Origin of the sequence: Flavobacterium sp. GSB-24, from assembly GCF_027924665.1 — a bacterium.
Taxonomy (GTDB): Bacteria; Bacteroidota; Bacteroidia; order Flavobacteriales; family Flavobacteriaceae; genus Flavobacterium.
In genome coordinates this window covers 4,668,365-4,695,055 of record NZ_AP027043.1, presented here as the reverse complement: position 1 = coordinate 4,695,055, position 26,691 = coordinate 4,668,365, and the positions used below count along the sequence as shown (strand labels likewise).

The following is a 26,691-nucleotide window of genomic DNA, read 5'->3' as shown; positions in this document are numbered from 1 at the left end:
AATTAGTATTTAGTACGTTTTTAAAGCTGCTAATGTTTTTTTAAGAGTGGTGATTATCTCTGCCATAATTATTTGGCAGAGGTAATTACAAATTAGAATTTTAAAATGAATTCAAGTCATAAGTAAGTATAAAAAATAACCAATAATAGAGTATTAACCTTTAAAAAACCAAATAGAAAGAATAAAAAAACATGACAAAAAGAAGAGTATAGATTGATGAGTCGTCCCAAATTTATCATTTGTATTTAATATTAATTTTTTAAAAATTATAAATAAATATCAATCACTACTATTTGCTATTGATTATAAAAAATCGGTAATAGTAATATTTATCTATAGAATGTAATTTGAGTTTATTTCCCAGTCGACAGCAGCCTTCCAACCTGCAGTTGAGCGAAACCCAGATGCTTTTGAGATCTGCGGCCCAATTATTTATTTTCTATTAATCAAATATTTATTAACTATGAAACATTATTACAGATTGCTCTTTTTGTTACTGTTTCCCATGCTCGCGTTGGCACAACCAGCTCACGGAAAAAAAGTAGTGGGATATTATGCACAATGGTCTATCTATGCTAGGGATTTTAATATTCCCAAAATTGATGGAAGTAAATTGACGCATTTGAATTATTCTTTTTATGGCACAAGTTATGATCCTGCCCATCCTGAGAATACAAAATTACAATGCTTGGATACCTATGCTGATTTTGAGCATATGGAAGGTGGAATTCCGTGGGATGCTCCTGTTAAAGGTAATTTTTATGACCTAATGAAACTCAAACAAAAGTATCCTCATTTAAAAGTTTTAATTTCTGTAGGAGGTTGGACGAAAGGTCAGGATCTTTCTCCAATTGCAGCAAGCCCAGTGGCAAGAGCTGCTTTGGCTGCAGATATGGCAAACTTTATTGTTACCTATCCTTTTATTGATGGTTTTGACATTGATTGGGAATATCCTCTTTCTGGAGGAACTGATGGTACAGAAGTGATTAACGGAGCTCCAATTCCTCCGCAAAAATACAGTCCTGATGACAACAAAAACTTGGTATACTTATTAAAAGCAATGCGTCAGGCAATGCCAAATAAATTAATTACAATTGCTGCTGGAAACAACGTTAGAAAAGTAGCACAGCAATATTTAGGACCAACAAACAGATCACAATACGGAATGACAGAAGATATTTCGACGTATTGCGATTATATAACTTATTTTGGATATGATTTTGGCGGGAACTGGTATGACAAAACATGCTACAACGCACCTTTATATTCAAGTGGAAACACAAACGATCCGCTTTATGGCGCAACACAATCAGAATCATTAGATGAACTAACAAATCAATATTTAAACGTAGTTGGTTTTCCTGCAAATAAATTAATCATGGGGCTTCCTTTCTACGGAAAGAAATTTGACCATGTGGCAAATAACGGAACCAATCCAAATTTACCTGGATTATTCGTTTCTGCACCAAGAGATATTGTTGCTGGATGTACCAATCCGCAAAATCCAACAGGTACATGGGATGGTCCTGCAGCGTGTGAAAAATCAGGAAGTATTGAAATCTGCGATTTAGTCGGAAATCCAGTTACAAATTCTCATCCTTATTTAGATCCAAATACTATGTTAGTTACTCCAGCTGCGGCTTCAGCAGGCTGGGTACGTTACTTTGATAATACAACCAAAGTTCCTTATTTGTACAATTCGACTCTAAAACAGTTTATCTCTTATGAAGATAAGCAGTCAATGGATTTAAAAGTACAATATATAAAATCAAGAAATTTAGCTGGAGGTATGGTTTGGGAATTATCTCAGGATACCAGAGGTTCAGTTCCAAATTCTTTACTAACACAGGTTGATACTTCTTTCGGAAGCATTGTTGCTGGAACAGTAAGTATCTCAGGTTCTGTAAAAAACGGATCAGCTTTAATTCCAGATGTTACGGTTGAATTGCGTAATGCAAGTAATACTGTTATTCAAACTGTGGTTTCTACAGGAGGAAATTTTACATTCAACAATCTAACTTCGGGACAAAACTATACATTAACAGCTTTAAAAACGACTTATAGTTTTACTCCTGTAACTTTAACAAACGTTACAGTTAATCAAACTGCAGTAGTTATTAATGGAACTCAGCCAACGTATACAGTTAGTGGAACAGTTTTAAATGGAACAACTCCAGTTTCTGGCGTAACTGTTTCTGCAGTTTCAGGAAGTACAACATTAACAGCAGTTTCAAACGCAAGCGGCGTTTACAGCATCGCAGGTTTAACAGCAGGACTTAACTTTACAGTAACAGCTGCAAAAACTGGATTCTCTTATGCTCCAGCTTCAACAGTTTATAATGCTATCGACGCAAACAAAACGTTGAATTTTACACAAGGTGCAGCAGTTGTTAATTATACCGTAAGCGGAACTGTTTTAAACAATACAACTCCCGTTTCAGGAGTAACTGTTACAGCTTCTTTTACAGGAGGAAGTTATGCTGCTGTTACAAATGCAAGCGGAGTTTACTCACTTAGTTTACCGTCAGGCGGAAATTATACAGTAACCGCAGCCTTAACAGGTCAAACGTATACGCCGGCTTCGACAGTTTATTCTAATTTGAATGCCAACAAAACATTAAACTTCTCTCAAGATGTAGTGGTAGTTGGAACGAACAAAATTAGCGGAACGGTTAAAAATGGAACAACTCCAGTTGCTGGTGCTAAAGTAGAATTGGTTTTACCTTGGACAGACAGCACACACAACTGGAAAAGCGTTATTGCTGTAACCGATGCGCAAGGAAAATACAGTTTTGATAATTCAGTTGTAGCAGGTTATACAACAGTTACAAGTTTAAAATTAAATACTTGGGAAAACGGAGAAGTAAATTATTTTCCAAATAATCTAGCAAACTTCCCTGTTCCTGCCAATCCAACGGTTTATAATTTCAATACCAGTTCAACAGCTAAAGCAGCGTTAGCAATGGCTGCAAATTTAATTAGCGGAACTGTGAAAAATGGTTCAACCCCAGTAGCAAATGCTAAAGTTGAATTGGTTTTACCATGGACAGATAATACTCATAACTGGAAAAGTGTTTTGGCAACAACAGATGCATCAGGAAATTATACTTTTGATAATTCAGTTGTAGCGGGTTATACACAGGTTTTAAGTTTGAAATTAAATTCATGGCAAAATGGAGAAGTAGCTTATTTTCCAAATAATCTAGCAAACTTTGCTGTGCCAACTACTCCGACAGTTTATAACTTCAATACACAAGCGGTGGTTGCGACTAAACCAGTGGTTGCCATTACAGCGCCAACAGCTTCGGCGATTGCTATAAATTTAGGATCATCAATTAATTTTGTTGCAAGTGTTGGATTAAGTGCTGCAGATGCCACTACAATTTCTTCTGTTGCATTTAGTTTAGACGGACAAAATTTGAGCGCTACTAATTCTTCTGGAACTTATACAGCGGTTTGGACACCAGCTGCAAATCAGTTTGCGCTTTCTCATACATTAACGGTTACGGCTACGGCATCAAACGGAACAACAGATTCAAAAACATATAGTTTTACATTGACTTGTTCAGGTGCAAACTGTCCAAATGCAGTGCCTGTCATTAATTGGAATTCACCATCGAACACAACTGTAAACCAAAGTTCTTTCCAAGTTGTGCCAATTTCTGTTACAGCTGTTGATAGTGACGGATCAGTTTCGGGTGTTACAATTACAATAAACGGAGGTACATTTAACATGACAGCAGGTACAAATAATACTTATACGTATAATTTTACACCATCTGCATATCAGGATTATCCAGTTGTAATCAAAGCGACGGATAATAAAGCTGCGGTAACTACATTCAACAATACCATTAAAATTGCTCCAGTAAGCACGAATAGATTCATTCCGCTTCCATCTAAAGTTATTTTAGGATATGCACATTCTTGGGAAAATACTGCTGCTCCATTTTTATATTTTTCTCAAATGGTAGGAAGTAAGTTTAACGTAGTGGATTATTCTTTCGTAGAAACAGTTAATCGTGATGGTTATACACCAGTATTAACTACAAATGACACTAGATATTTGACTAATGGCGTTTTCAATAAGCAATTGTTGAAAAACGATATAAAATCCTTAAGAGACAGCGGAGTTCCTGTTATTGTTTCTATTGGAGGTCAAAATGGTCATGTTGTTTTAGACAATGTAACTCAAAAAAATATTTTTGTTAATGGTCTAAAAGCAATTATCGACGAGTATCAATTTGATGGAGTTGATATTGATTTTGAAGGCGGATCGATGAATTTTAGTGCAGGAAATTTAAGAGATATTTCGTATGCGGGTATTTCTGCTTATCCAAGATTGAAAAACGTAGTAGATGCTTTTAAAGAATTAAAAGCATACTATGGCCCTGGATTTTTATTAACCGCAGCTCCAGAAACACAATATGTACAAGGAGGATATACTACTTATACTGATACTTTCGGATCATTTCTTCCAATCATTCAAAACTTACGTAATGAACTGGATTTGTTAGCTGTACAGTTATATAATACGGGAGGAGAAAACGGATTAGATGGTCAATATTATGGAACGGCTAAGAAAGCAAACATGGTAACAGCCTTAACTGATATGATAATAAAAGGGTACAACATTGCTTCGACGGGAATGCATTTTGATGGTTTACCAGCCTCAAAAGTTCTTATTGCATTACCAGCTTGTCCGAGCGCAGCAGGCAGCGGTTACTTAACTCCTACAGAAGGAATTAATGCTATGGATTATTTAAGAAACGGAACTACTTTTTCAGGAAGAACATACACTCTGCAGCCAGGCGGGCCATATCCTTCTTTAAGAGGTTTAATGACTTGGTCTGTAAACTGGGATGCATCTTCTTGCGGTAATTCATCTGAATTATCTAAAGCGTACGCGGCTTATTTTGCGTCACAAGCTACAGCAAAAACATTAGCGGTGGACGATATTTCGGCTGAAAGTAATGCGACAGTAGCTTATTTTAAAAACAATACCTTATCAGTAGCGAATGAAACAGGAGATATTACTCAAGTTGACGTATTTAATACAATAGGGCAAACTGTTACAAGTCATAGAAATATTCAAAACAACAAAGAGGTACTACTTAATAGCCCGAGTTTTGCTAGTAAACAAATTTTTGTTGTAATAGTAACAGATAAATCAGGTCACAAAAAGTCATTGAAAGTAATGAACTTTCTAAACTAATATAAATGATTGAAAATTTAGAAATAAGAAAATTGGGACGGTTAAAATTGAGTTTGGTTATTTATTTTTTAACCTAATTTTTATTTCTTAAATGCTGTGAATTGAGGTAATTTGTTATTTGGTTTTTGCCTCAACTAGCGCATTATGAACCTGGCAATTTTTATTGCCAGGTTTTTTTTAGTGCATTCCTCCCAATGAAAAATTTGCAGCACATGTACCAAAGCCAATTACAAAACCAATCACAGAATACAAGATTATTTTTAATGATGTATTTTTGTCATCTGATATAAATATCAAACGGAATAATCCGATAAAAAAAGCAAGTACACTTGCTAAGGCAGCTAGACATCCTGCTGAAGCTAAAAAATCTCCCATATTTAGATCTTTTTCTAGGTGAGTTAAATTATAAAGTTACAGACCGCTTATTATTAATGCACATGTTCCAAATCCAATTACAGCAAAGACAACAGGAATTAACATTAAGGTTAGATAAAATTTTTTGTCTTCTTTTCTAAAAATTAAACCAATTAGACCAATCAAGAACATTGCTGTAAAAATAACGCCAATAAGTATTAATGCTTCCATATTTCTAATTTAAATAACTAGACAGTTAATTCTTGTCGGATTTTTTCAATTTTATTATCCCTGTAAAATAAATTCATGGTTTCGAAAGGAATAATTTTCATTTTATCGCTTACAATGTGAACACATGATTTTTTTACAGCTCTTACATCAAAATCATGGGCATCCATAAAATTCATAATTAAAATTCGAAATAAATTATTATAATTCAAGGTATCTGACTGAACTCTTGGCAGACAGCACATCAATTCATTAAATTCTCCTTCTGCACAATCCACAGAAATACCAGTACTAAATAAGTTAAGCATATGTGTTTTTAGTTTTTCATCATGCTCAAAAACAATTGTATTTTTTGAGTTGTTTAACAAATCTTCTGGGTTTATTAAATGAGTCATTGGAAAAACTTCGCCATCTATTTTAAGAGCATATGCCATACACAAAGCGTCTGGATTACAAGGAACAGGAATGAGATCCTGAGGTGTAAAAAGTGGATATTGCTCGTAAATTTTTCTTCGTACTTCTGTCAAGGTTATTCTTCCCGAAATATCATCATAGTTGTCATTTCTGCCTGCAACCTGTGTAGGTTGAAAAGTGACACCACGAACACATTTCTGTTGTAATGCATACTCAATTATTTTTCCAATCTCATCGTCATTTTCTCCTTTTTGCAGTGTGATTACTAGTGTGGTTGAGATATTAAACTGATTTAAATTTTCTATTGCTTTTTTGCGTACTTCTGTTAGGTCTTCGCCTCGTAATTTTTCTAATACTTCTGGTTTAAAACTGTCAAACTGCAAATAAATTTCAAAGTCAGGCATATACGTAGCCAATGTTTCTACAAATTTGATGTCTTTTGCAATTCGAATACCATTTGTATTAAGCATTAAATGCTTGATTGGTTTGCTTTTGGCTATATCTAAAATTTTAAAAAATTCTGGATGTACTGTTGGTTCTCCTCCAGAAATCTGAACAACATCGGGTTCTCCTTCATTAGCCACAACAGCATCAAACATTTTTTCTATTTCTTCTAAAGTCCGGTGTCTTCCATAGTTTGGAGCTGAGTTTGCATAGCAAGTAGGACATGCTAAATTACATCGGTCTGTAACTTCTACAATTGTCAGACAAGAATGCTGTTCATGATCTGTACATAATCCGCAGTCGTAAGGGCATCCGTAATGCACTTTTGTATTGAATTTTAAGGGCATTTCAGACTGCTTGTTGTAATTACGTAATTGTTTATAATAATTTACATCATCCGCAATCATCGACTTTGATTCACCATGTGTTTTACAATGTTTGAGCATCCAAACTTTATCGTCCTGAAATACAATTTTTGTATCTACAAGTGCCAGACATTTATGACATAGACTCTTGGTGTAATCGTAAAATATATAGTCGCGAGTTTTCATTAAAATATTTTTATGTTATAAAGTACGTTTTTTATTTATAGCTAAAGGAAATTCCCTGTAAAGAAATTTCCAATAGTAAACAAAAATTAAGATAGAGCTCCATTGTATACTGCTCAAATTAAGCAGCAAAGGCTCGTATGGTTTTAAAAATTCAATTAAAAAACGAAACAGAAAATATAAAATCATAAAGATTTTAAAACGGTCACCATTCAGCAGAGCTTTATTTTTTATACTTTGAAAAAAGATGAAAAGCAGAATCATGAAAAACATTTCGTATAATGCAATAGGATGTCTTTTTAAACCGTCACCTAAATTAATTCCTGTAAAAAAGTTAGTTTCTATCCCGTAAGTAGGTTCTGCCATTCCCATCGAAAAACATCCAATACGTCCAATAAACAAAGCAGTTATTATTGGAATTACGTATAAATCTCCCGACGAAGATTTTTCTCCAATCGCTTTTTTTATAAGCTCGACACCAAATAATCCTCCTAGAAACCCGCCTGCAACCGTTTTATTTTGATATAAGGTTAAAAAAGTTTGATGGGTTATTTGAGATGGATTTTCTAATAAAGCAATAAATCGCGATCCGATCAACGCTCCAACCATTGCTCCGATCATAATAACTAAACGATTGGTGTCTGATATTGAATCTTGAGTTCTCTTTTTTAAAAAATAATACATTCTTATTCCAACAAAAAAAGCTAACGTTTCAAATATAAAATGCCAGTAAAAAGTTTTTTCAAAAATTTCAAATTGAAAAGGAAACGTCATTTTTAGTCAGAATTTTTTGCGAATATAAGGAAATCACATTAACATTTAAATAAACTTTCAAAAAAGAATGACAATCTGTTTAATTTTATTTTTTACACAGTGAAATTGTCAAAATTAGCCAAGTTGTCATTTTTAGTTGTAAAAAAGTAAAAGTTTTGTTCTAAAAACTCCATAGATTTTTAAGTACTTTTGAAACTCATTATATCTGATTAAAACTCATGCATAAATTCATTTACATAAATACTTTTCTTTTAATTCTTAATTTCTGTTCGGCCCAAAACAAATTCGGAAATCCCGAAGTTGATCCCATTCAAATTCAGAAAAACTATATGGAATGGTCGGTTTATCAGAATAAAAAAATAATGCTTTCGCGAGATTTTACAGCTCTTGATTCTTCTTCTAAAGAAATTTCGAAAGAGGCTTTTTTTGATCAATTAGCAAATGGAAATTTTATTCCAATTCGGTTAAAATCAGATAACTCTACATACTATTATAAGTTGTTCAAAATTCTGCCAAAGACAGATACAAGCATAAAAGCGACAATCAATCAGATTGGTTTTGACGCTTACAAAAATTATAAAATGGAAGGAACTGTTTTTCCGAAATTCTCCTTTAAGGATTTAAATGGAAATTTGGTGACCAACGAATCCATGAAAGGAAAAATCATAGTGATAAAATGCTGGTACATTCATTGTACACCTTGTATAAAAGAATTTCCGCAAGTCAATAAATTGGTTGAAGAATATAAAGATCGAAAAGATATTGTTTTTATGAGTTTAGCCGAAGATTCACCAGAACAATTAAAAACATTTTTGGCTAGAAAACCATTGTCATATTCGGTAGTTCCAGATATGAAAGAATATATGAATGAATCTTTGCAGTTGAATTCATTTCCAACACATTTTATTCTTAATAAAGAAGGTTTAATTTCTAAAGTCCTTCCGAATTTTGAAAGTCTGGAAGTTGCGCTGGCGAAGGAAAGTAAATTGTAAAAGCTTAGAAGTTAGAAGTTTTTAGGGTAATCATTTCATATTTTACAATTTACATTTCACATTCCGACATCTTTGCAACTCTGAACCTTTTTCCGTACTTTTGCACCAAATTAATTAAAAAGACATTCATGTTAACAGTCAATAATTTATCAGTTCAATTTGGCAAACGAATTTTGTTTGACGAAGTAAATACCACTTTCACTCACGGAAATATTTACGGCGTTATTGGAGCCAATGGTGCTGGAAAATCAACTTTCTTAAAAGTTATTTCGGGTGATATCGATCCGACTTCTGGGCACATTCATTTAGAGCCGGGAAAACGTATGTCGGTTTTAAACCAAAATCACAACATGTTCGACGAACATACTGTTTTGGAAACCGTTTTAATGGGGAATAAAGTTTTGTATGCTGTTAAAAAAGAAATGGATGAACTTTATTTAGATTATAACGATGCCAATGCCGACAGAATAGGGGAGCTTCAGGTTCAGTTTGAAGAAATGAACGGATGGAACGCAGATTCTGATGCAGCTGCGATGTTGTCTAACTTAGGTATCACAGAAGCAGATCATTATACTTTAATGGGTGATATGGAAGGAAAAATGAAAGTTCGTGTGCTTTTGGCGCAGGCACTTTTCGGAAATCCCGATTTGCTTATAATGGATGAGCCTACCAACGATTTGGATTTCGAGACAATCGCTTGGTTAGAAAACTTCTTGGCAAACTACGAAAACACTGTAATCGTTGTATCTCACGACCGTCACTTTTTAGATGCCGTTTGTACACATATTTCTGATATTGATTTCGGAAAAATTAATCACTACTCAGGAAACTATACATTCTGGTACGAGTCTAGCCAATTAGCGGCAAAACAACGTGCACAGCAGAACAAAAAAGCAGAAGAGAAGAAACAAGAGTTGGAAGAATTTATTCGTCGTTTTAGTGCAAACGTTGCGAAATCTAAACAAGCAACTTCTCGTAAAAAAATGATTTCTAAATTGAATATTTCTGAAATCAAACCATCAAGCCGTCGTTACCCTGCCATTATTTTTGATCAGGACCGTGAGGCTGGAGATCAGATTTTAAATGTAGAACATTTATCTGCATCTGTAGATGGAGAAGTTTTATTTAAAGATGTCCATTTGAATATGGCAAAAGGCGATAAAATCGTTCTTTTCTCTAAAGATTCACGTGCTACAACAGCTTTCTACGAAATCTTAAACGGTGAACAAAAAGCAGATTCTGGAACTTTTGACTGGGGAATTACAACCAACCAAGCGTATCTACCAGCTGAAAACCATAAGTTCTTTGAAAACGATTTGACTTTAGTAGATTGGTTACGCCAATATGCCAAAACAGAGGAAGAGCGTGATGAGGTATTTATTAGAGGTTTCTTAGGAAAAATGATTTTCTCTGGAGAAGAAGCTCTAAAAACGTCTAGAGTTTTATCTGGAGGAGAAAAAGTGCGTTGTATGCTTTCTAGAATGATGATGGAGCGTGCTAACGTTTTAATGCTGGACGAGCCAACAAATCACTTAGATTTGGAATCTATTACAGCTTTTAATAATTCGTTGAAAAACTTTAAAGGTTCTGTAATTTTCACCACTCATGACCACGAGTTTGCACAGACTGTTGGTAACAGAATCGTAGAGTTGACACCAAACGGAGTAATTGACCGTTACATGACATTTGACGAATATCTTGATGATGAAAAAATTCAAGAACAAAGAAAGAAGATGTACAATCTTTAATTTTTTAAATTCTAATATTAATCCCGAAGCTTCGGGACCAAATTCCAATTTTGCGAGCTTTGATAAAAGATAAATTATAAAGTTGATTAGCGCATTTTTGTCATTCGACCGAAGGGAGAAATCTTCACGAGAAGCTCCGCAAAGATTGACTTTATTCTACATCATAAAAAAATCCCAAACTCCAATTTAAATTTGGAATTTGGGATTTTTTAATTTTTTATTTGTGTTTATTTACGTCCGAACATTTTTGCGAAAATCCAGATTATAATCGCAACAATAAAAATTACGATAAATATCCCGAATCCCATTCCGGCTTTAAAAATGTCTCCTACTAGTTCGCAGCTTGTAAATGAAAATAGTATAACGAATACCATTAACAATCTTAGTATTTTATTTTGCATGATGTTGAGTTTTTAAGTTCAATAATAAAATTACTTCAACAATAGTGGAAATGTGTTATAGAATTTTTGGAAAAAGTTTTAGGATTTTGATTCAGATTATTTACTTAAATGTCTCTCGATATCCATCATTTGATGTAAAATTCGAATGATTTCTAATTGGTTTTCTTTTATGTTGATCTTATAGAATATTAAATGTGATTTTACTTTACTTCTAAAATAACCTTTTCTAATATGATTTACATCATTTCCAGATTTAGGATTTAAACATAAATATTCAATTTCATCAATAATTAAATCTATATATCTATGAGCTTGTTTACGTGACCAATTTTCAAAAGTATATAACCAGATTTTTTCTAAATCATAAGATGCTTCGGTACTAATCTTATAATTCATTATCTGAATATTTTTTATCGAGATTGTTTAAAAAAGAAACACGATCGAAATCTTTTACAAAACCAGATTTCTCTCCTTTTTCTAATTCCTTAATTAATTCAGTTTTTTTTGTTTCTTCTTCTTCAAACATTCTTAATGCTGCACGTACAACTTCGCTGGCAGATGAGAATCGTCCAGTTTTAATTTGTGAACTTATAAAGTTATTAAAATAATCCCCTAATAATATTGATGTATTCTTTGGCATAACTAAAATTTCATCAAAAATACCAAGAATTGGTATTCTTTCCAAATAAGATTATATTTTTTTTAGAGCTAAGATTATTAATATCTCTTATTCTCCAATAGTTCCTGTTTTAACTTCGGCAGCTCGCTTATAGCTTACAGCAATTACCCCACTTGGCGTAACTGTACTTTCAACTAATTTAAATCCTGCCGGAGTTGAACTTTCATTAAATAATTTTTTTCCTTTGCCTAAAATTATGGGATGAATTTTTAGAGCCAATTCATCAACTAAATCATGTTGAAGCAAAAGCTGTACTAGTGTTGCGCTTCCCCAAACTTTAATATCATCACCTTCACTATTTTTAAGTTTCTTAATGTCATCAATAGTTGAAAGGAATTCTGAGTTTTCCCAATTAGAGTTTTTTCTGGTAGAAGATAAAACGTATTTGGTAACTTCGTTAATTCCCGGCCAGCCTTCTACGTGTTTTGGCCAATAATCTTCGAAAATATCAAATGTTTTTCTGCCTAACAGAATATCCGCTGGAGCCATTTGTGCCTGCATAACTTTTCCATATTCTTCATCACCAAATGGAGCAACCCAGCCTCCGTATTCAAAACCTCCTGATGTGTCTTCTTCAGGTGCGCCCGGTGCCTGCATTACGCCATCGATTGTAATCATTGATATGACGATTATTTTTCTCATGATGTTTAATATTTCAGTGTTTATCAAATATAAGAAAAATCATGGAAATCTTAATTTTTCAAAAAAAGGGTCATCGGCTCGATTAGTATTGTAGGAGTGGATTTTAATCTAGCTAAAAAATAAAAGAAGTATTAGATTCAATTATTGAAAGTTTTGACAAACGTAATTTCAAAAAATAATATTTGTCTTTAGATTTCCCCAACAAATAAAATCAGATTCCGTATATTTGCAAACCAAACATTACAATTACTTATGAGCCAAAAAGTATTACTTAATTCAAAAGAAGTTACTATCATACTCCATCGTTTGGCTTGTCAGTTAATCGAAAAACATCTTGATTTCTCCGATACTATTTTAGTGGGAATTCAGCCAAGAGGTGTTTTTTTAGCTGAACGTTTAAAACAAATATTAGAAGACGAATACAAGGTTCCCGAAATTTCTTTGGGATATCTAGACATCACTTTTTTTAGAGATGATTTTCGTCGTACTGATAAACCGCTTGAAGCCAATAAGACCCAAATCAATTTTATAGTCGAAGACAAAAAAGTCATTTTTATTGATGATGTATTGTTTACGGGGCGAAGCATTCGTTCTGCATTAACCGCGATTCAATCTTTTGGAAGACCTTCAGAAATTGAATTATTAGTTTTAATAGACAGACGCTTCAGCCGTAATTTACCAATTCAACCCGATTATAGAGGCCGTCAGGTAGATGCTATTAATGGCGAAAAAGTAAAAGTGAGCTGGAAAGAAAATGATGGTGAAGATGTTGTTCACTTAGTAACGAATTAGTTTAATCGGTTAACCGGTTAATTGTTTAATCGGCAGAAAGACCGATTAAACGATTTGAAAAAAAACGATTAAACAATTCAAAGAATAAACAAATAAATAATAAAAATGAAAGAATTAAGCGTAAATCATTTATTAGGAATCAAATATATCAACGAAAATGATATTAACCTGATTTTTGAAACGGCAGATCATTTTAAAGAAGTCATTAACCGACCAATTAAAAAAGTTCCTTCATTACGAGATATTACCATTGCCAATATTTTCTTTGAAAACAGTACCAGAACCAAACTTTCCTTTGAATTAGCGCAGAAACGTCTTTCTGCGGATGTTATTAGTTTTTCTGCAGCGCAGTCATCGGTTAAAAAAGGAGAAACTCTGATTGATACTGTAAATAATATCCTTTCGATGAAAGTTGACATGGTTGTAATGCGCCACTCCAATCCCGGAGCGGCTTATTTTTTATCTAAAAATGTGAAAGCCAGTATTGTAAACGCTGGAGACGGTGCGCACGAACATCCAACGCAGGCTTTATTAGACAGTTATTCTATTAGAGAAAAGCTGGGTGATGTTGCCGGAAAAAAAGTAGTTATCGTTGGAGATATCCTGCATTCAAGAGTTGCCTTATCAAACATTTACGCTTTGCAAATGCAGGGCGCAGAAGTAAAAGTATGCGGACCAAAAACGCTGATTCCGAGATATATTGAATCGCTTGGTGTTACGGTTGAACCGAATTTAAGAAAAGCATTAGAATGGTGTGATGTTGCCAACATGCTTCGTGTACAAAATGAACGTATGGATGTAAATTTCTTTCCATCAACACGCGAATACGCGCAACAGTATGGAGTTGATAAACCGCTTTTGGATTCTCTTGGAAAAGAAATTGTAATCATGCACCCAGGACCAATCAATAGAGGAGTAGAGATTACATCTGAAGTTGCAGATTCTGATCATTCTGTTATCTTAAATCAGGTGGAGAATGGTGTTGCGATTAGAATGGCGGTGATTTATTTACTGGCTTCTAAGATTCAGTAGCTTTTAGTCGCAGTTTTAAGTCTCAGTAACAGTTTTTTGATCGCGTTTTTCAGTTTTGGAAGAATGTCCACTAAGCGATCCCGAGGCTTCAGGAGAGTGCTTTTTTAATACTAAACGTGGCTTCTGCCGAAGCCTCGGGATCGCTCAGCCTGACAAACTTGAAATCTGAAACCTAAAACTTGAAACAAAAAAATAAAAAAACTTCGTACCTTAGCTCTTAGAAAATCAATTTTTATATAAGCCCCACAAATTAAAAAATGAAAGTAGATCAAAAAGGACATACCGTTACTATTAAAGATACACAAGGAGATGTAAAATCTTTCCTTGAAAAAGTTACGCATCAGTTTAAAACCTTTGAAAAACAAAATATTATAATCGATTTATCATCAGATTCTAAGCTGTCAGAAAATGATTTAAAAGCTTTTTTACCGCTTTCTAAAGCTCACAAAAAAGCAAAAAAATCTTTCGTAATTGTTGCTTCTGATCTTGATTTTAATGCTATTTCAGATAAATTGGTTGTGGTTCCTTCTCTTTTAGAAGCGCACGATATTATCGAAATGGAAGAAATCGAAAGAGACCTAGGATTTTAGATTTCAGATTTTAGACTTTAGATTTTAGATTGTTACTAAATCTAAAATGCTTTTATCAATTCTAAAATATTTCATCAATCTAAAATCTAATATCAACAATCTAAAATGAAGTTGACTATACTTGGCTGTTATGCCGCAACTCCCAGAACGCTTACCAACCCAACTTCGCAGGTTTTAGAAATTAAAAGCCGATTATTTTTAATTGATTGTGGAGAGGGAACTCAGGTTCAGCTTCGAAAAAATAAGATTAAATTCTCAAAGATTAATCACATTTTTATTTCGCATCTTCATGGAGATCATCTTTATGGCTTGATTGGTACGATTTCGACTTTTTCCCTTTTAGGAAGAACAACCGATCTGCATATTTATGGTCCAAAAGGAATTAAAGAGCTTATTCTGCTTCAATTAAAATTGACAGAATCGTGGACAACTTACAGCCTGTTTTTCCATGAATTGGAATCAAAAGAAAGTGAAGTAATTTTTGAAGATAATAAAGTCATCGTTAAAACAATTCCACTGAAACACCGCGTTTATACCAACGGATTTTTATTTCAAGAAAAACCTGCAGAACGCAAGCTGAATGTTGAAGCTGTTCAGCATTACGATGTTCATATTGCTTATTATCAAAAGATAAAAAACGGCGGCAATGTTACTCTGGATGACGGAACTGTAATTGAAAATGAAAAACTGAGTTTTGATCCCGAACCGCCAAAAAGCTATGCCTTTTGTTCGGACACAGTTTATAACGAAGATGTGATTCCGATTATCAAGGATACAGATGTCTTATATCATGAATCTACATTTTTAGAATCTGAAGCGCGTTTAGCATTAAAAACATTGCATTCCACGGCAAAAGAAGCGGCTAGAATTGCTTTAAAAGCCAATGTGAAATATTTGGTTTTAGGTCATTATTCAACACGTTATGACGAAATTGAACGTTTTAAAGAAGAAGCTAAAACGGTTTTTCCTAATGTACTTTTGGGTGATGATGGGGTGAGTTTTGAATTTTGATCTAAGGTTCTAAGGGGCTGAGGTACTAAGATACTAAGTTTAGGAACGCGAAGCCTGAGCGATCCCGAAGCTTCGGGATCGCTCAGCCTGACAAACTTGAAACTAGAAACAAAAAAATCTAAAATCTGCAATCTAATATCTAAAATATAAAATCATGAATGATTTAAGTAATTATAGAAGATCCTACGAAAAAAGCGAATTACTGGAAACTAACATTCCTGAAGATCCTATTAATTTATTTAATAGATGGTTTCATGAAGTAGAAGATTTCGGTGGAAGTGGAGAAGTAAATGCCATGACCGTTTCGACAATTGGTCTGGACGGATTTCCAAAATCGCGTGTTGTTTTGTTAAAGAAATTCTCTGAAGAAGGATTTATATTTTATACCAATTATAATTCTGAAAAAGGAAAAGCGATAGAAGCGAACCCAAATGTTTGTTTGTCTTTTTTCTGGCAGGAAATGGAACGTCAGGTAATCATAAAAGGAATTGCACAAAAGACTTCTGAAATTATTTCTGATAATTATTTTGATTCCCGCCCAGAAGGAAGTAAACTCGGAGCGATCGTTTCTAATCAAAGTGAAGTGATTCCGTCAAGAACTTTCTTAGAAGAAAACTTGAAAAAACTAGAATCAGAATTTGAAGGAAAATCAATTCCCCGACCAGATAATTGGGGTGGTTATTTAGTTACTCCTCTGCAAGTTGAATTCTGGCAGGGAAGAGCTAACCGACTCCATGACAGAATACGCTATACAAGTCAATCTGATTTTACGTGGAAGATTGATCGACTTTCTTCTTAATTTGTAAGTTTTTTATAGGTAAAAGAAAAAAACACATGTAGTTCATCGATTAATTTTGTAGTTTAACGGTAAATTGAATATGTTTGGTACAGAAAATCAGACGATAATTATTCAAAAATAAATTTAAAGGATTTGCCCCAACATTTACTTTAAACCGCTAAATGCTGTTGATTATGAAAAAGATTATGCGCATCATGTTGTTCATTGCGATTCTAATCGCAATGAACTCATGTTCTGCTGAGACTGCCGAAGGAAGCGTGGATAATACTCCTGTTGAAACGCTTGTTGCCAATTATACTTACAACGATACAGAAATACAAACCATGAAGCTAATAAACGAATACCGTGTGAGTATTGGTTTAAATGCTTTGGAACGCATTAATCATATATCTTATAAATGTGAAGAGCATAATAAATATATGATTGAAAATAATGTTGTAAACCATAATGATTTTACTGAAAGATCTAAAAATCTCACAGATGTTTTGGGAGCTAAAAAAGTTGGTGAGAACGTTGCCTACAACTATAAAACTCCCGAAGCAGCTTTGAGAGCCTGGTTGGACAGCCCTGGTCACAAAGAGAATATCGAAGGTGATTATACGCACTTCGGATTATCTGTAACGACAGACGCTGCCACAGGAAAAAAATATTACACTAACATTTTTGTTAAGATTTAAATCGAATATTGAACAGGTTGGTTTTTTAGAGGTCGTTGTAATTCTTTGAATTGCAACGACTTTTTAAATTAAAAAAGGCCGCCTTGTACAGATAGCCTTTTTTAAATGAAATGATCAATTTTTATAAAGCAGTAATAATAAATTCACTTCTTCTATTGGCTTGATGTTCTTCTTCGGTACATTTTACACCGTCAGCACATTGATTGACAAGCTGTGTTTCGCCGTATCCTTTGCCGGTTAATCGGTTTGGGGCTACGCCATTTTTAATCAGCCATTTTATAGTTGATTTTGCTCTTCTTTCAGATAAAACTTCATTGTATTGATGTGTTGCTCTGCTATCTGTATGCGAACGAATATCGAGTTTCATTGTTGGGTTATCGTTTAAAACAACCAATATTTTTTCTAAATCTAAAGCAGCTTCTGTTCTTATATTGTATTTATTCAAATCGAAATAAATCATTTTAATTCCAAAACATTTTCCGAGGTCATCTCCAACAGTAACTTTGCAGGTTGATTTTTCTAATGCAATTGGTAAAGTTGTTTTACCGCTTGTTTTGGCAATAGTAACATTAACTTCTTTTGTGGTGTATTCTGGCTTTTCTGCTCTTACATTATAGGTTTTGCCGCATTCTACAGGAAAAGAATATTTTCCTGAACCGTCAGAAACAGTAGAGTTTTTAACTGCCATTTGATTGTTGTATAAAGTAATTATTGCTCCAGGGAGAATTGCTCCTGTTTCGGCATCTGTTATTATGCCTTCCAGTTCTTGAATGCATTTTAGTTTTTTGGTTTCTAAGAATTTATAAATATCATCAGAACCTTGTCCACCGTCTTTATTAGAGCTAAAATATCCTCTTCTGGAAACTGGATCAATGATATAGGCAAAATCATCATTAGGGGAATTCACATCTCCTCCGACATTTTGAATATTAGTGATTGTACCATTTTCTTCGATATTAGCAACAAAAACATCTAAACCACCTAAACCGGGATGCCCATCTGATGAAAAGTAGATTTCATTTTCATTTGTAACAAAAGGATAAGTCTCTTTTCCTTCTGTATTTATTGTATTTCCCAGATTTTCTGGAGTTCCGTATCCGCCATTAGAATTAATGCTCACTTTATACAAGTCTGATTGTCCTACTGAACCGGGCATATCTGATGAAAAATATAATGTTTTCTCATCTGGACTTAAAGCTGGATGTCCAGCGCTGTAGTTATCGCTGTTAAAAGGAAGTTCGGCAATATTGGTCCATTTGTTATTACTGTCCAATTCAGCTTTATAGATTTTGATTAGCGTAATCTTATTATCGTCTTTTCCTTTTTTTCCATTGATGTAGTTATTTCTAGTAAAATAAACTGTTTTTCCGTCTTTGGTAAAAACTGGAGAAGCTTCATGGAATTTTGTATTTATAGCAGATTTAAACTTATTTACTTTTGCAGCTTTTCCTGTTTCAGGATTAAGATCTGCATTGTAAATATTCGTAAAATATTCTCCTGTCCATTTGTGTTTTCGCTGCGAAAAATTTCCTGTATCTCTTGCCGAGGCAAAATAGATTTTATTATCGTAAACAAAAGATCCGTAATCTGAATATTTGCTGTTTATTCCAGCATCTTCAATTTTATATCTTCCTGAATTTGCTTTAATTTCATCGAGATAATTGACATCATTTTTATAAAGTTTGGCTCTGGTATCGTTTTTTGATTGAGTATTAAATTCATCAAAAATTTTATTTGCCTTAGCAATATCTCCAGTAGACTTTAAAGATTGGGCGTATCGATAATAATACTCTGGTTCAACAGTAGTATTCATGGCAAATAATTCTCCGTACCATTTTGCGGCACCTTCAAAATCAGAATTAAAATAATAAGAGTTGCCTAATTTTTTAAACATGTCTTCAGATTTATAACCCTTATTGGCTACTTTTTCATAAGTTTTTATGGCATCAACGTAGGCGTAATTATCGTATTTTTTGTCTCCCGAATTTATTTTTGACTGCTGTGCATAACTGCTAAATGAAAAAGCACTTATGATTGTGAAGAAATATAGTGTATAGTTTTTCATGATACTTTTTTTTTTAGAAGAAACGAGGAGTTGTCATTTTACCGTTGTTTTTAAAGAATTCAAAGCGCAGGAAAATTTCGTGTGAGCCAGAATTGTAGTTTCTTAATCTAGTCGTTTCATTATCATACGCATAACCAAGATATAGTCCGTCTGTGAGTTGAAATCCTGCCATTGCACTTACAGCAGCATCCCATCTGTAAGCAACACCCAAGGTGAGTTTTTCAAAGAATAAAAAGTTAGCAGACACATCAACTTGAAGTGGTGCGCCTTCGACCATTTTAGTTAAAACTGCAGGTTTGAATTTTACTTCTTGAGAAAAATCAAAAATATAACCTCCCATTAAATAGTAATTTATTTTGTCTTTGTAAATGGCAACATCATTGTCGTCGTAACGATTGGTTTGTATAAAATTTGGAACAGATAATCCGATGTAAGCGTTATCAGAATGCCAATAAATACCTGCCCCAATATTGGGCGAAAAGTCATTGTTCAGATTTTGAAATTGCGGATCTCCTTGAGTTTCTGGATTTAGTTTTGTTACGTCAAGATTAAAGATATCGGCTGTACCTTTTATACCAAAAGAGAGTTTCCAAGTTTCTGAGGTTGGAACTGTATAAGACAGATCTACAGAAAATTGATTCTCATTTGTTGGACCAATTTTGTCGTTTACCAAAGACACTCCAAGTCCGACATTACTATTATTAATTGGGGTATTTACTGAAATTGTATTGGTTTTTGGAGCTCCATCGAGTCCCACCCATTGATCACGATGCAGCGCAAAAATGCTTAATGCACCACGAGAACCAGCATAAGCAGGATTGATATTTATGGTATTGTACATATATTGAGTAAACTGCGCATCTTGTTGTGCATGCCCCATATAGGTAACTAACAGAATGACGAAGAAAAATAATTTTGTTCTCATAGTAGATATATTATTTAATGTTACTAATGATTTAAAAATCAGTTAGTTGTTTTTATTCAAAATGGAATTATTTCGATAGATATAAATACCCGTCTAGTTTGTTATCTTGAATAGCATTATTTCCATCGACAGACTTATAATTAATAATATAAAAATAAGTACCAGTTGGGAGTCCGTCAGATTGCTTTACAGTTGTTCTTCCTCTTGAGTTACCGTCAAATGCATTTGTTGTATTGTTATAATTTTTGGTTTCAAAAACTAGAATTCCCCAGCGGTTATATATTTCAACTGTATTTTCTGGATAACAAGTTAAATCTTCAATATTGTCAATTTTGAAAATATCGTTCGTTCCGTCGCCATTTGGAGAAAAGGCATTATGAGGTAAAACATTGCCACAGGCTAGTACTTTACAATCATCGTTTACTTCCATATCTAGGACAATGCTTCTTGGACATTTTTCATCTGCTATTATATACTCAAATGAATAATTACCAAGCGATATACCAAACGGATTAAATACACTTCCCTGAAGGCTATTCGTATTATTTCTATCAATCCAAGAACCAGTAGTCGGACTGCCTTCTGGGAGTAAAGTTGTTAAGTTAATCAGGGTTGAATCGTCAGTACAAGCTGTACTTTTAATTTCTGTAATTCCGTTTGGAGCTACCGTAATAGTGACAATTGCAGTATCACAATTCTCAGCACTCAATTTGTCACAAATTCTATAACTATAAGTGTAAGTTCCCGCTGGTGTCAAACTAGAAACGGTTACATTTCCAGAAGCGTCAATTGTAATGTTTGGATCTGTTTTAGTATTATTTTCGTTAATAAGTGTAAAGTTTACTAGTTGCAGCGTTGCAGGATTTAGCCCTTTGAAATCATTACTTAAAACATTGCCGACAAGTCCAAAAGTATTACATCCGATATTGTTGTAACTATCATCATTAGCCACAACTGGAGTAGGCGGAGCAGGAGTATCTAGAATTATGACAGTTACAATAGCTGTATCACAGTTTCCGAAATCGGCTTTCTCACAAATCTGATAAGTCAATATGTAAGTACCGGCAGGTACATTGGCAGCAACGTCTACCGATCCGTTTGGATTTAATGTTAAAACTCCTTTAGGATCTGGTGTTACGGTGGTTAATATTAGATCATTAATATTTGCAGGACTATTGTTTAATGTATCGTTGGTAAGAACATTTACAATATTGGTAACTGCTCCAGGTCCTGTAATAGGTGTTGGATTATCGTCATTAGCATTAATTGCAAATGTTGGTCTGGCAGTACAATAGGGATCTGCTGGTGGATAATTAACAGTAATAGTTTCGGTTGGATTTAAAGATATTATCAGATTAGCTGCAGGACGTAATTTTTCAAATCCATCAGGACCTTGAATCCATTTATTATTTTCAAAAATCCATCCCGGCCAGTCAATTCCTTTTCCAGTTCCGTCGACAACAGCTCCAGGCCATAATACACGACCATTTAAGGGTAAATCGGTCATTGTTGTAATAATAGTATTGCTACTGTCTGCCCAAGTAATTGTTAATCCGTTCACAGGAGTGAAGTTTATAGGAGTAACCACATAATCAATGTAAGGAACGTCGTTGATACAAATAGGTGTTGCAGTAACCGTCATTTTTGGTGCTTCAATTGTAATTGTAACAGTTGCAGTATCACAGTTATCTGTTTGGCCTGCTTCACAAATTTGATATACTAATGTTAATGTTCCTGCCGGCGCATTTGGTAATACATCTACAGAACCATTAGGATTTAATTGTAAATAATTATTTGGTGTTACGGTTGTCAGTATTACATCGGTTGGCGTTACTGGGATACCTTCAAGAGTATCGTTTGAAAACACATTCAAAACATTTGTGGTACTATGATTTACACCGGCAACTGGTCCAGCAGTATCATCATTCGCTACAATGACTTTTATAACTTTACAATTTACACTAAAGGTCTGAACCAATTTAGTGATGTTTCCAGCGCAATCTATTAAGGTGTAAGTTCTCGTTACGATAGAAACATTTCCGTCGCACTCAGTACTGGTATCTGCTACAGTTATATTTACTGTAGGACTGCAATTATCAGTAGCATCTTTTATGTCTGATGGACTTCCGACAGGAATCAAATCTATACTGCCTAAATTATTTACATTCGCAGGAGCTGTTCCAGTCGGAGCCGTTTTATCTCTTACAGTAAGAATTTGAGTATATGATGCTGTGTTTCCACTACAATCACTCGTTTTCCATGTGCGGGTTAAAGTGTAGTTAGAAGCACATCCATTTTGAATATCCGATTTTGTTTCGGAGAATACAATTGGCAAATCTCCATTGCAATTATCTGAAGCATGCATTTCAGCTGGTTCAGGAACTGCGTCACAAGATGCTTCGATATCCAAAGGAAGAGTACCTGTAAATATTGGTGCAGTTGTATCTTGAATAGTAATCACCTGCGTGAAAGTATCAGAAGTATTTCCGCAGTCATCTTTCACAGTCCAAGTATTGGTGTAAGTTCCAGCATTTGCACAATTTGCAGAAGCTGTAAATGAACCGCTAACTTTTACAATATTGGTTACATCAGCATCACAAGTATCATACGCTGTTGGAAATAAAGCCTGCGCAGCTGTTAAAGCTGATGCGTCACTGCACTCAATAGTTTGATCTAAAGTTCCCGCTTGAATTGTCCAAGTTGGCGCCGTATTATCTTGTACCATTATGGTTTGGCTAACAGGAAGCGAAATGTTTCCACAAGCATCTTTTGCGGTCCAAGTTCTTGTAGTTGTATACGATCCAGCACAATTTCCTGGCGTAATAGTATCAACGTAGGTTAATGAAGAAATAGTTCCATTAGTATCAGAAGCAGTTGCTTGTTCAAAAACAGGCGCTGCTGGACAATAAATTGTAGTAGTCTGTGGTAGCGGATTTATAATTGGTATAACAGAATCTCCATCAATAATTGTAAATGATTCAGAAAGCTGGCATCCATTTTCATCTGTGATAACAACGCTATAGTTTCCAGCAGTAAGACCAATTGCCGAAGCAGTTGTCTGCACAGGATTTGTATTCCAAGTATAAGTATACCCAGAAGTTCCGCCAGAAACCGTTACGGTAGCAGAACCGTTATTACCGCCTCCACAAGTAACATCAGTTTGTGTTTTTACTGCATTTAATGCATTTTGTGGCTGCGAAATTGTTACAGTATTAGATTGAGAAGAACAAGAATCTGTTACCGTTAAAGTATAAGTTCCCGCAGGCAGATTTGAAACAGAAGCTGTACTTCCTACTTCAACATTTGCACTGTTTTTCCAGGAATACGTTATTGTTCCCACAGCATTTGTAATTGTTCCTGCAGTTACAGATCCAGTACTTTCACCAAAACATAAAACATCTGTTTTAGAAGAAATTCCCAAAGTTAAAGCAGCGATTGGCTGATCGATTGTAACCGAATTAGATTGAGAAGAACAAGAATCGGTTACCGTTAAAGTATAAGTTCCCGCTGTAAGATTAGATACAGAAGCAGTTGTTCCTACTTCAACATTTGCACTGTTTTTCCAGGAATACGTTACTGTTCCCACAGCATTTGTTACTATGCCGGCAGTTACAGATCCAGTACTTTCTCCAAAACATAAAACATCTGTTTTTGAAGAAACTGCAAGGGCTAAAGGAGCATTGGGTTGTAAAATACTAATTGTTATTGTTCCTTGGCAGCCATTGGCATCAGTTGCTGCAACCTCATAAACTCCAAATCCCAAATTATTTAAAGTTTGAGAAGCTCCAGCATACGCAGAACCGTTCTTTTTCCATGAATAAGTGTATGGAGCAACTCCTCCAGAAGCATTATTTACAGTAATTGAGCCAGTAGCTTCATTAAAACATTTTACATCTACATGCGAAGCAGTTAATTCTGTAACTATAACGGTGCTTTTGGTAATTACGACTGGTTTTATATCGTAACAATTAGAAGTATTTGTTCCTTTGATATAATAAGTTCCAGGAACGGCAGTACTAAAATTGGCATACGGAAGAGTCGCAGCAGCATCAGTCCAATACGTATAAGTCAAACCTGATGTGCTGCCAGCAGTGATATTTGCAGCGGTTAAATCTACTGTTGCTGCTGGTGCACAAATAGGAAGTGGATTGGTTATAGTTATTGTTGGTTTTGAATTTATATTGACTACAATTGCTTTTTTAGGACCAATGCAGGCATTGGTTTTTCCTTCTGCAACATAATAGGTAAATTGTCCTGCAACAGCAGTAGAAGGTGTTAATGTCTGCTGGCCTGTTGAAGTGGCAGTTTGGTAATAGTATAATGTATACTCGGGTTTGCTTGGTACCGCAGTTAAAGGAAGCGCATTATCGCCAATACAATAGTTTACGGGATCTGTAACAGTTGGCATTGTTGTAATGCTTTCAACTTTAATCGTAAATTGAAAGTAACATCCGGCAGCAGCTCCGGGAGGAATTGCATAATAAGTTGATGTTCCCACTGTCGCAGGGAAAGGGTTGTTAATCGTATATTGGGTTGTTGTTCCCGCTACTACTGGGTATGCATTGTAAAATGTGGAACCAGAAGGAAACGAACCCGTTACATCTGTAATTGGAATTGAGGATGCATTATTACAAAAAGTAAAAGAAATAGTTGGTGAAGTAGCCTGACAATTCACATTTGTATAATTTGAAGAATCTATAGTGGTTTGAAGCGGTGCAGATATAGTAGTTCCTGTACAGCTTCCAGAGGTTGTATAACCTAAAATTAAAGGTTTGTCGGTTACTGTTACAGTCGAATTTACACCTTGTCCGCTTAACGAGCCGTTTACTTGAATTACATTACTGCAGTTTGAGTTTTTAAGCAAAGCACAGTTTTCTGTAGATTTTAATTGGAATGTCAGCTCAGCCAAAACAGTATTTGGATCAGATGGTAAAGGTAATGTGCCAATGTTCCAGACAATAGATCCGTTGGCGCCAATTGTAGGTTCGTAAGTAAGCAAATTTGGCGAAGGAGCTGGAGTGAAATTCACTGTTTTAGCTAAACTTCCGCTAACAAATGTGGCATTGTACGGAATTGGAATAACAATCTTGCTGTTTTGAATCGCTTCAGAACCTCTATTTTTTATTTGTATTTTATAGCCAAGTTCTTGACCTGGCAAAACAGTGTAAGGACCAGCACCAGCAGAACTTCCGTTAATAGTTGTAGCTGTAAGAACACCTTCAATTTCTGGTACGTATGCATCAATTGCCATTACGATCGAGAAAATCGTATAGGTGTCAACGGTAGATCCATATTTAAAAGTCGTAGACGTCTGATTGTTTCCAATAATATCTTTGTTACTGTTTGGAAGTTTAAACATGCTGATATCAAGTCCCGAATTATTAACCAAATTCGGATTTCTGTTGTTTCCACCAGTGCTAATAGAAGAATTAAAAAAGTTATTGGCAGAATTTCCAGTTCGGCTTAAGCTTAAATAATTGTTGGTATTCAATTTTTGAATCTGAAAGTAATCACCCTCATAGTTCACATCACCTTCGCCGGCCATAACTCCAAGTTTAACATCGACTGGCCCAGATGTTACAGAGTTAAAGCCCGAAACAGTAAAACTATGTTCTGCGGTTATATTATTTTGCACAAAAGCGTGTCCGTCAAAAACAGTAATATCTCTGTTTTTCATGTTAGAATTTTCATAAACCACGACCAAACCCCATCCCGCATATTTTCCTATCGCGCCTCCGTCAGCACCTTCAGTTGCCGCGATGTTGGCCGCAAAATATTCACCAATTCCGTTTGTTCTTACATAATCCGTAACCTCCGCGTAAGCAGTAAACATATTGTTATCTGCATTTGTCGGAAAATAAATATCTGTCGCCGTAAATTCATCATAAGTACTATCATTAGGCCCTTTAAACAGAATTTTTCTTTTATCTAAAGTTTTAGTCACGCCATTTTTAGTCACATTAAAAGAGTTTGGGCTGTAAGCCGCATCAGAAACTCTCCCAGTCCAGTACAATCCAGCATAAACAATATTATAGCAGTTCGTTAATTTTACTCCGCTGTCATTTAGCAAATCCAAAGTTGCCGCAGAAGAGTTAACAGTTTGATTGTTATTATCCTTATCTACATATACCATCGGGAAAGGTCCGTTGGTTTCACCAGCGTCGTAATTCTGCATAGTTAGATTAGTGTTTCCAATCATCGTAAAATCTCCTTTAATTTTATAAATCGTTTTGGTAGGAGAATAAGAAGATGTTCTTTCTTTAAACGGTTTTATAACCTGCGCATTTGCTTCAGTAGTACCAATGATAAGCATCAACAAGAAATAAAAAACCGCAAAATATTGAGAGTAGATTTTTTTCAT

Annotated in this window: 20 protein-coding genes; 9 read left to right on the top strand and 11 right to left on the bottom strand. The window is 34.6% G+C overall.

Going from position 1 to position 26,691, the window contains the following annotated elements; all coding sequences use genetic code 11:
• Positions 1-463 precede the first annotated feature (463 nt).
• Positions 464-5,215, top strand: coding sequence for a T9SS-translocated chitinase ChiA (chiA, locus tag QMG60_RS19740; RefSeq protein ID WP_281866153.1), 4,752 nt, complete (start codon positions 464-466; stop codon positions 5,213-5,215).
• A gap of 177 nt (positions 5,216-5,392) precedes the next feature.
• Here chiA and QMG60_RS19735 read toward each other — a convergent pair whose 3' ends face one another.
• From QMG60_RS19735 to QMG60_RS19720, 4 genes are read right to left on the bottom strand one after another with little or no spacing between them, the layout of a single operon-like run.
• Positions 5,393-5,590 carry a hypothetical protein gene (locus QMG60_RS19735; protein ID WP_057116466.1) on the bottom strand — a complete coding sequence of 66 codons (198 nt, stop codon included), beginning with the start codon at positions 5,588-5,590 and terminating at the stop codon, positions 5,393-5,395.
• A 36-nt stretch (positions 5,591-5,626) separates the two neighbouring features.
• Complete coding sequence (locus QMG60_RS19730; RefSeq protein WP_281866152.1) at positions 5,627-5,800, bottom strand: hypothetical protein; 174 nt, start codon at positions 5,798-5,800, stop codon at positions 5,627-5,629.
• Positions 5,801-5,817: 17 nt separating this feature from the next.
• Positions 5,818-7,206 carry a radical SAM protein gene (locus QMG60_RS19725; RefSeq protein WP_281866151.1) on the bottom strand — a complete coding sequence of 463 codons (1,389 nt, stop codon included), beginning with the start codon at positions 7,204-7,206 and terminating at the stop codon, positions 5,818-5,820.
• A gap of 15 nt (positions 7,207-7,221) precedes the next feature.
• Entirely contained in the window at positions 7,222-7,977 is a 756-nt protein-coding gene (locus QMG60_RS19720; protein WP_281866150.1) for a prolipoprotein diacylglyceryl transferase family protein, read from the bottom strand.
• A 218-nt stretch (positions 7,978-8,195) separates the two neighbouring features.
• On the opposite strand from QMG60_RS19720, the gene QMG60_RS19715 reads away from it, so the two are divergent.
• Positions 8,196-8,969: a TlpA disulfide reductase family protein gene (locus tag QMG60_RS19715; RefSeq protein ID WP_281866149.1), complete on the top strand. Its 774-nt coding sequence runs from the start codon at positions 8,196-8,198 to the stop codon at positions 8,967-8,969.
• 128 nt (positions 8,970-9,097) lie between these two features.
• On the top strand, positions 9,098-10,717 hold the full coding sequence (locus QMG60_RS19710; protein WP_057116462.1) for an ABC-F family ATP-binding cassette domain-containing protein: 1,620 nt from the start codon (positions 9,098-9,100) through the stop codon (positions 10,715-10,717).
• Between the two features lie 227 nt (positions 10,718-10,944).
• On the opposite strand, the gene QMG60_RS19705 is transcribed toward QMG60_RS19710, so the two are convergent.
• From QMG60_RS19705 to QMG60_RS19690, 4 genes are all read right to left on the bottom strand, one after another.
• Positions 10,945-11,118, bottom strand: a complete 174-nt coding sequence (locus QMG60_RS19705; protein ID WP_166669280.1) for a hypothetical protein — start codon at positions 11,116-11,118, stop codon at positions 10,945-10,947.
• 96 nt (positions 11,119-11,214) lie between these two features.
• A complete protein-coding gene (locus tag QMG60_RS19700; RefSeq protein WP_281866148.1) occupies positions 11,215-11,514 on the bottom strand; it encodes a type II toxin-antitoxin system RelE/ParE family toxin in 300 nt (99 codons plus the stop codon).
• On the bottom strand, positions 11,504-11,758 hold the full coding sequence (locus QMG60_RS19695; RefSeq protein ID WP_281867943.1) for a type II toxin-antitoxin system ParD family antitoxin: 255 nt from the start codon (positions 11,756-11,758) through the stop codon (positions 11,504-11,506). The genes QMG60_RS19700 and QMG60_RS19695 overlap by 11 nt, the downstream gene beginning before the upstream one ends.
• Before the next feature lie 87 nt (positions 11,759-11,845).
• On the bottom strand, positions 11,846-12,439 hold the full coding sequence (locus QMG60_RS19690; protein ID WP_281866147.1) for a dihydrofolate reductase family protein: 594 nt from the start codon (positions 12,437-12,439) through the stop codon (positions 11,846-11,848).
• A 252-nt stretch (positions 12,440-12,691) separates the two neighbouring features.
• Between QMG60_RS19690 and pyrR the strand changes: the two genes are divergently transcribed.
• From pyrR to QMG60_RS19660, 6 genes are all read left to right on the top strand, one after another.
• On the top strand, positions 12,692-13,231 hold the full coding sequence (pyrR, locus tag QMG60_RS19685; protein ID WP_057116460.1) for a bifunctional pyr operon transcriptional regulator/uracil phosphoribosyltransferase PyrR: 540 nt from the start codon (positions 12,692-12,694) through the stop codon (positions 13,229-13,231).
• Positions 13,232-13,336: 105 nt separating this feature from the next.
• On the top strand, positions 13,337-14,263 hold the full coding sequence (locus tag QMG60_RS19680) for an aspartate carbamoyltransferase catalytic subunit (protein ID WP_029273654.1): 927 nt from the start codon (positions 13,337-13,339) through the stop codon (positions 14,261-14,263).
• Between the two features lie 257 nt (positions 14,264-14,520).
• On the top strand, positions 14,521-14,853 hold the full coding sequence (locus tag QMG60_RS19675) for a ribonuclease Z (protein WP_281866146.1): 333 nt from the start codon (positions 14,521-14,523) through the stop codon (positions 14,851-14,853).
• Positions 14,854-14,958: 105 nt separating this feature from the next.
• Complete coding sequence (locus QMG60_RS19670; RefSeq protein ID WP_057116458.1) at positions 14,959-15,864, top strand: ribonuclease Z; 906 nt, start codon at positions 14,959-14,961, stop codon at positions 15,862-15,864.
• A 154-nt stretch (positions 15,865-16,018) separates the two neighbouring features.
• Complete coding sequence (pdxH, locus tag QMG60_RS19665) at positions 16,019-16,663, top strand: pyridoxamine 5'-phosphate oxidase (RefSeq protein ID WP_057116457.1); 645 nt, start codon at positions 16,019-16,021, stop codon at positions 16,661-16,663.
• Between the two features lie 173 nt (positions 16,664-16,836).
• Entirely contained in the window at positions 16,837-17,340 is a 504-nt protein-coding gene (locus tag QMG60_RS19660; protein ID WP_057117001.1) for a CAP domain-containing protein, read from the top strand.
• Positions 17,341-17,461: 121 nt separating this feature from the next.
• On the opposite strand, the gene QMG60_RS19655 is transcribed toward QMG60_RS19660, so the two are convergent.
• From QMG60_RS19655 to QMG60_RS19645, 3 genes are all read right to left on the bottom strand, one after another.
• On the bottom strand, positions 17,462-19,405 hold the full coding sequence (locus QMG60_RS19655; protein ID WP_281866145.1) for an OmpA family protein: 1,944 nt from the start codon (positions 19,403-19,405) through the stop codon (positions 17,462-17,464).
• 13 nt (positions 19,406-19,418) lie between these two features.
• The gene (locus QMG60_RS19650; RefSeq protein ID WP_057116455.1) at positions 19,419-20,330 is read right to left on the bottom strand and encodes a type IX secretion system membrane protein PorP/SprF; all 912 of its coding nucleotides are present in this window, start codon (positions 20,328-20,330) and stop codon (positions 19,419-19,421) included.
• Between the two features lie 67 nt (positions 20,331-20,397).
• Positions 20,398-26,691, bottom strand: a complete 6,294-nt coding sequence (locus QMG60_RS19645; RefSeq protein ID WP_281866144.1) for a gliding motility-associated C-terminal domain-containing protein — start codon at positions 26,689-26,691, stop codon at positions 20,398-20,400.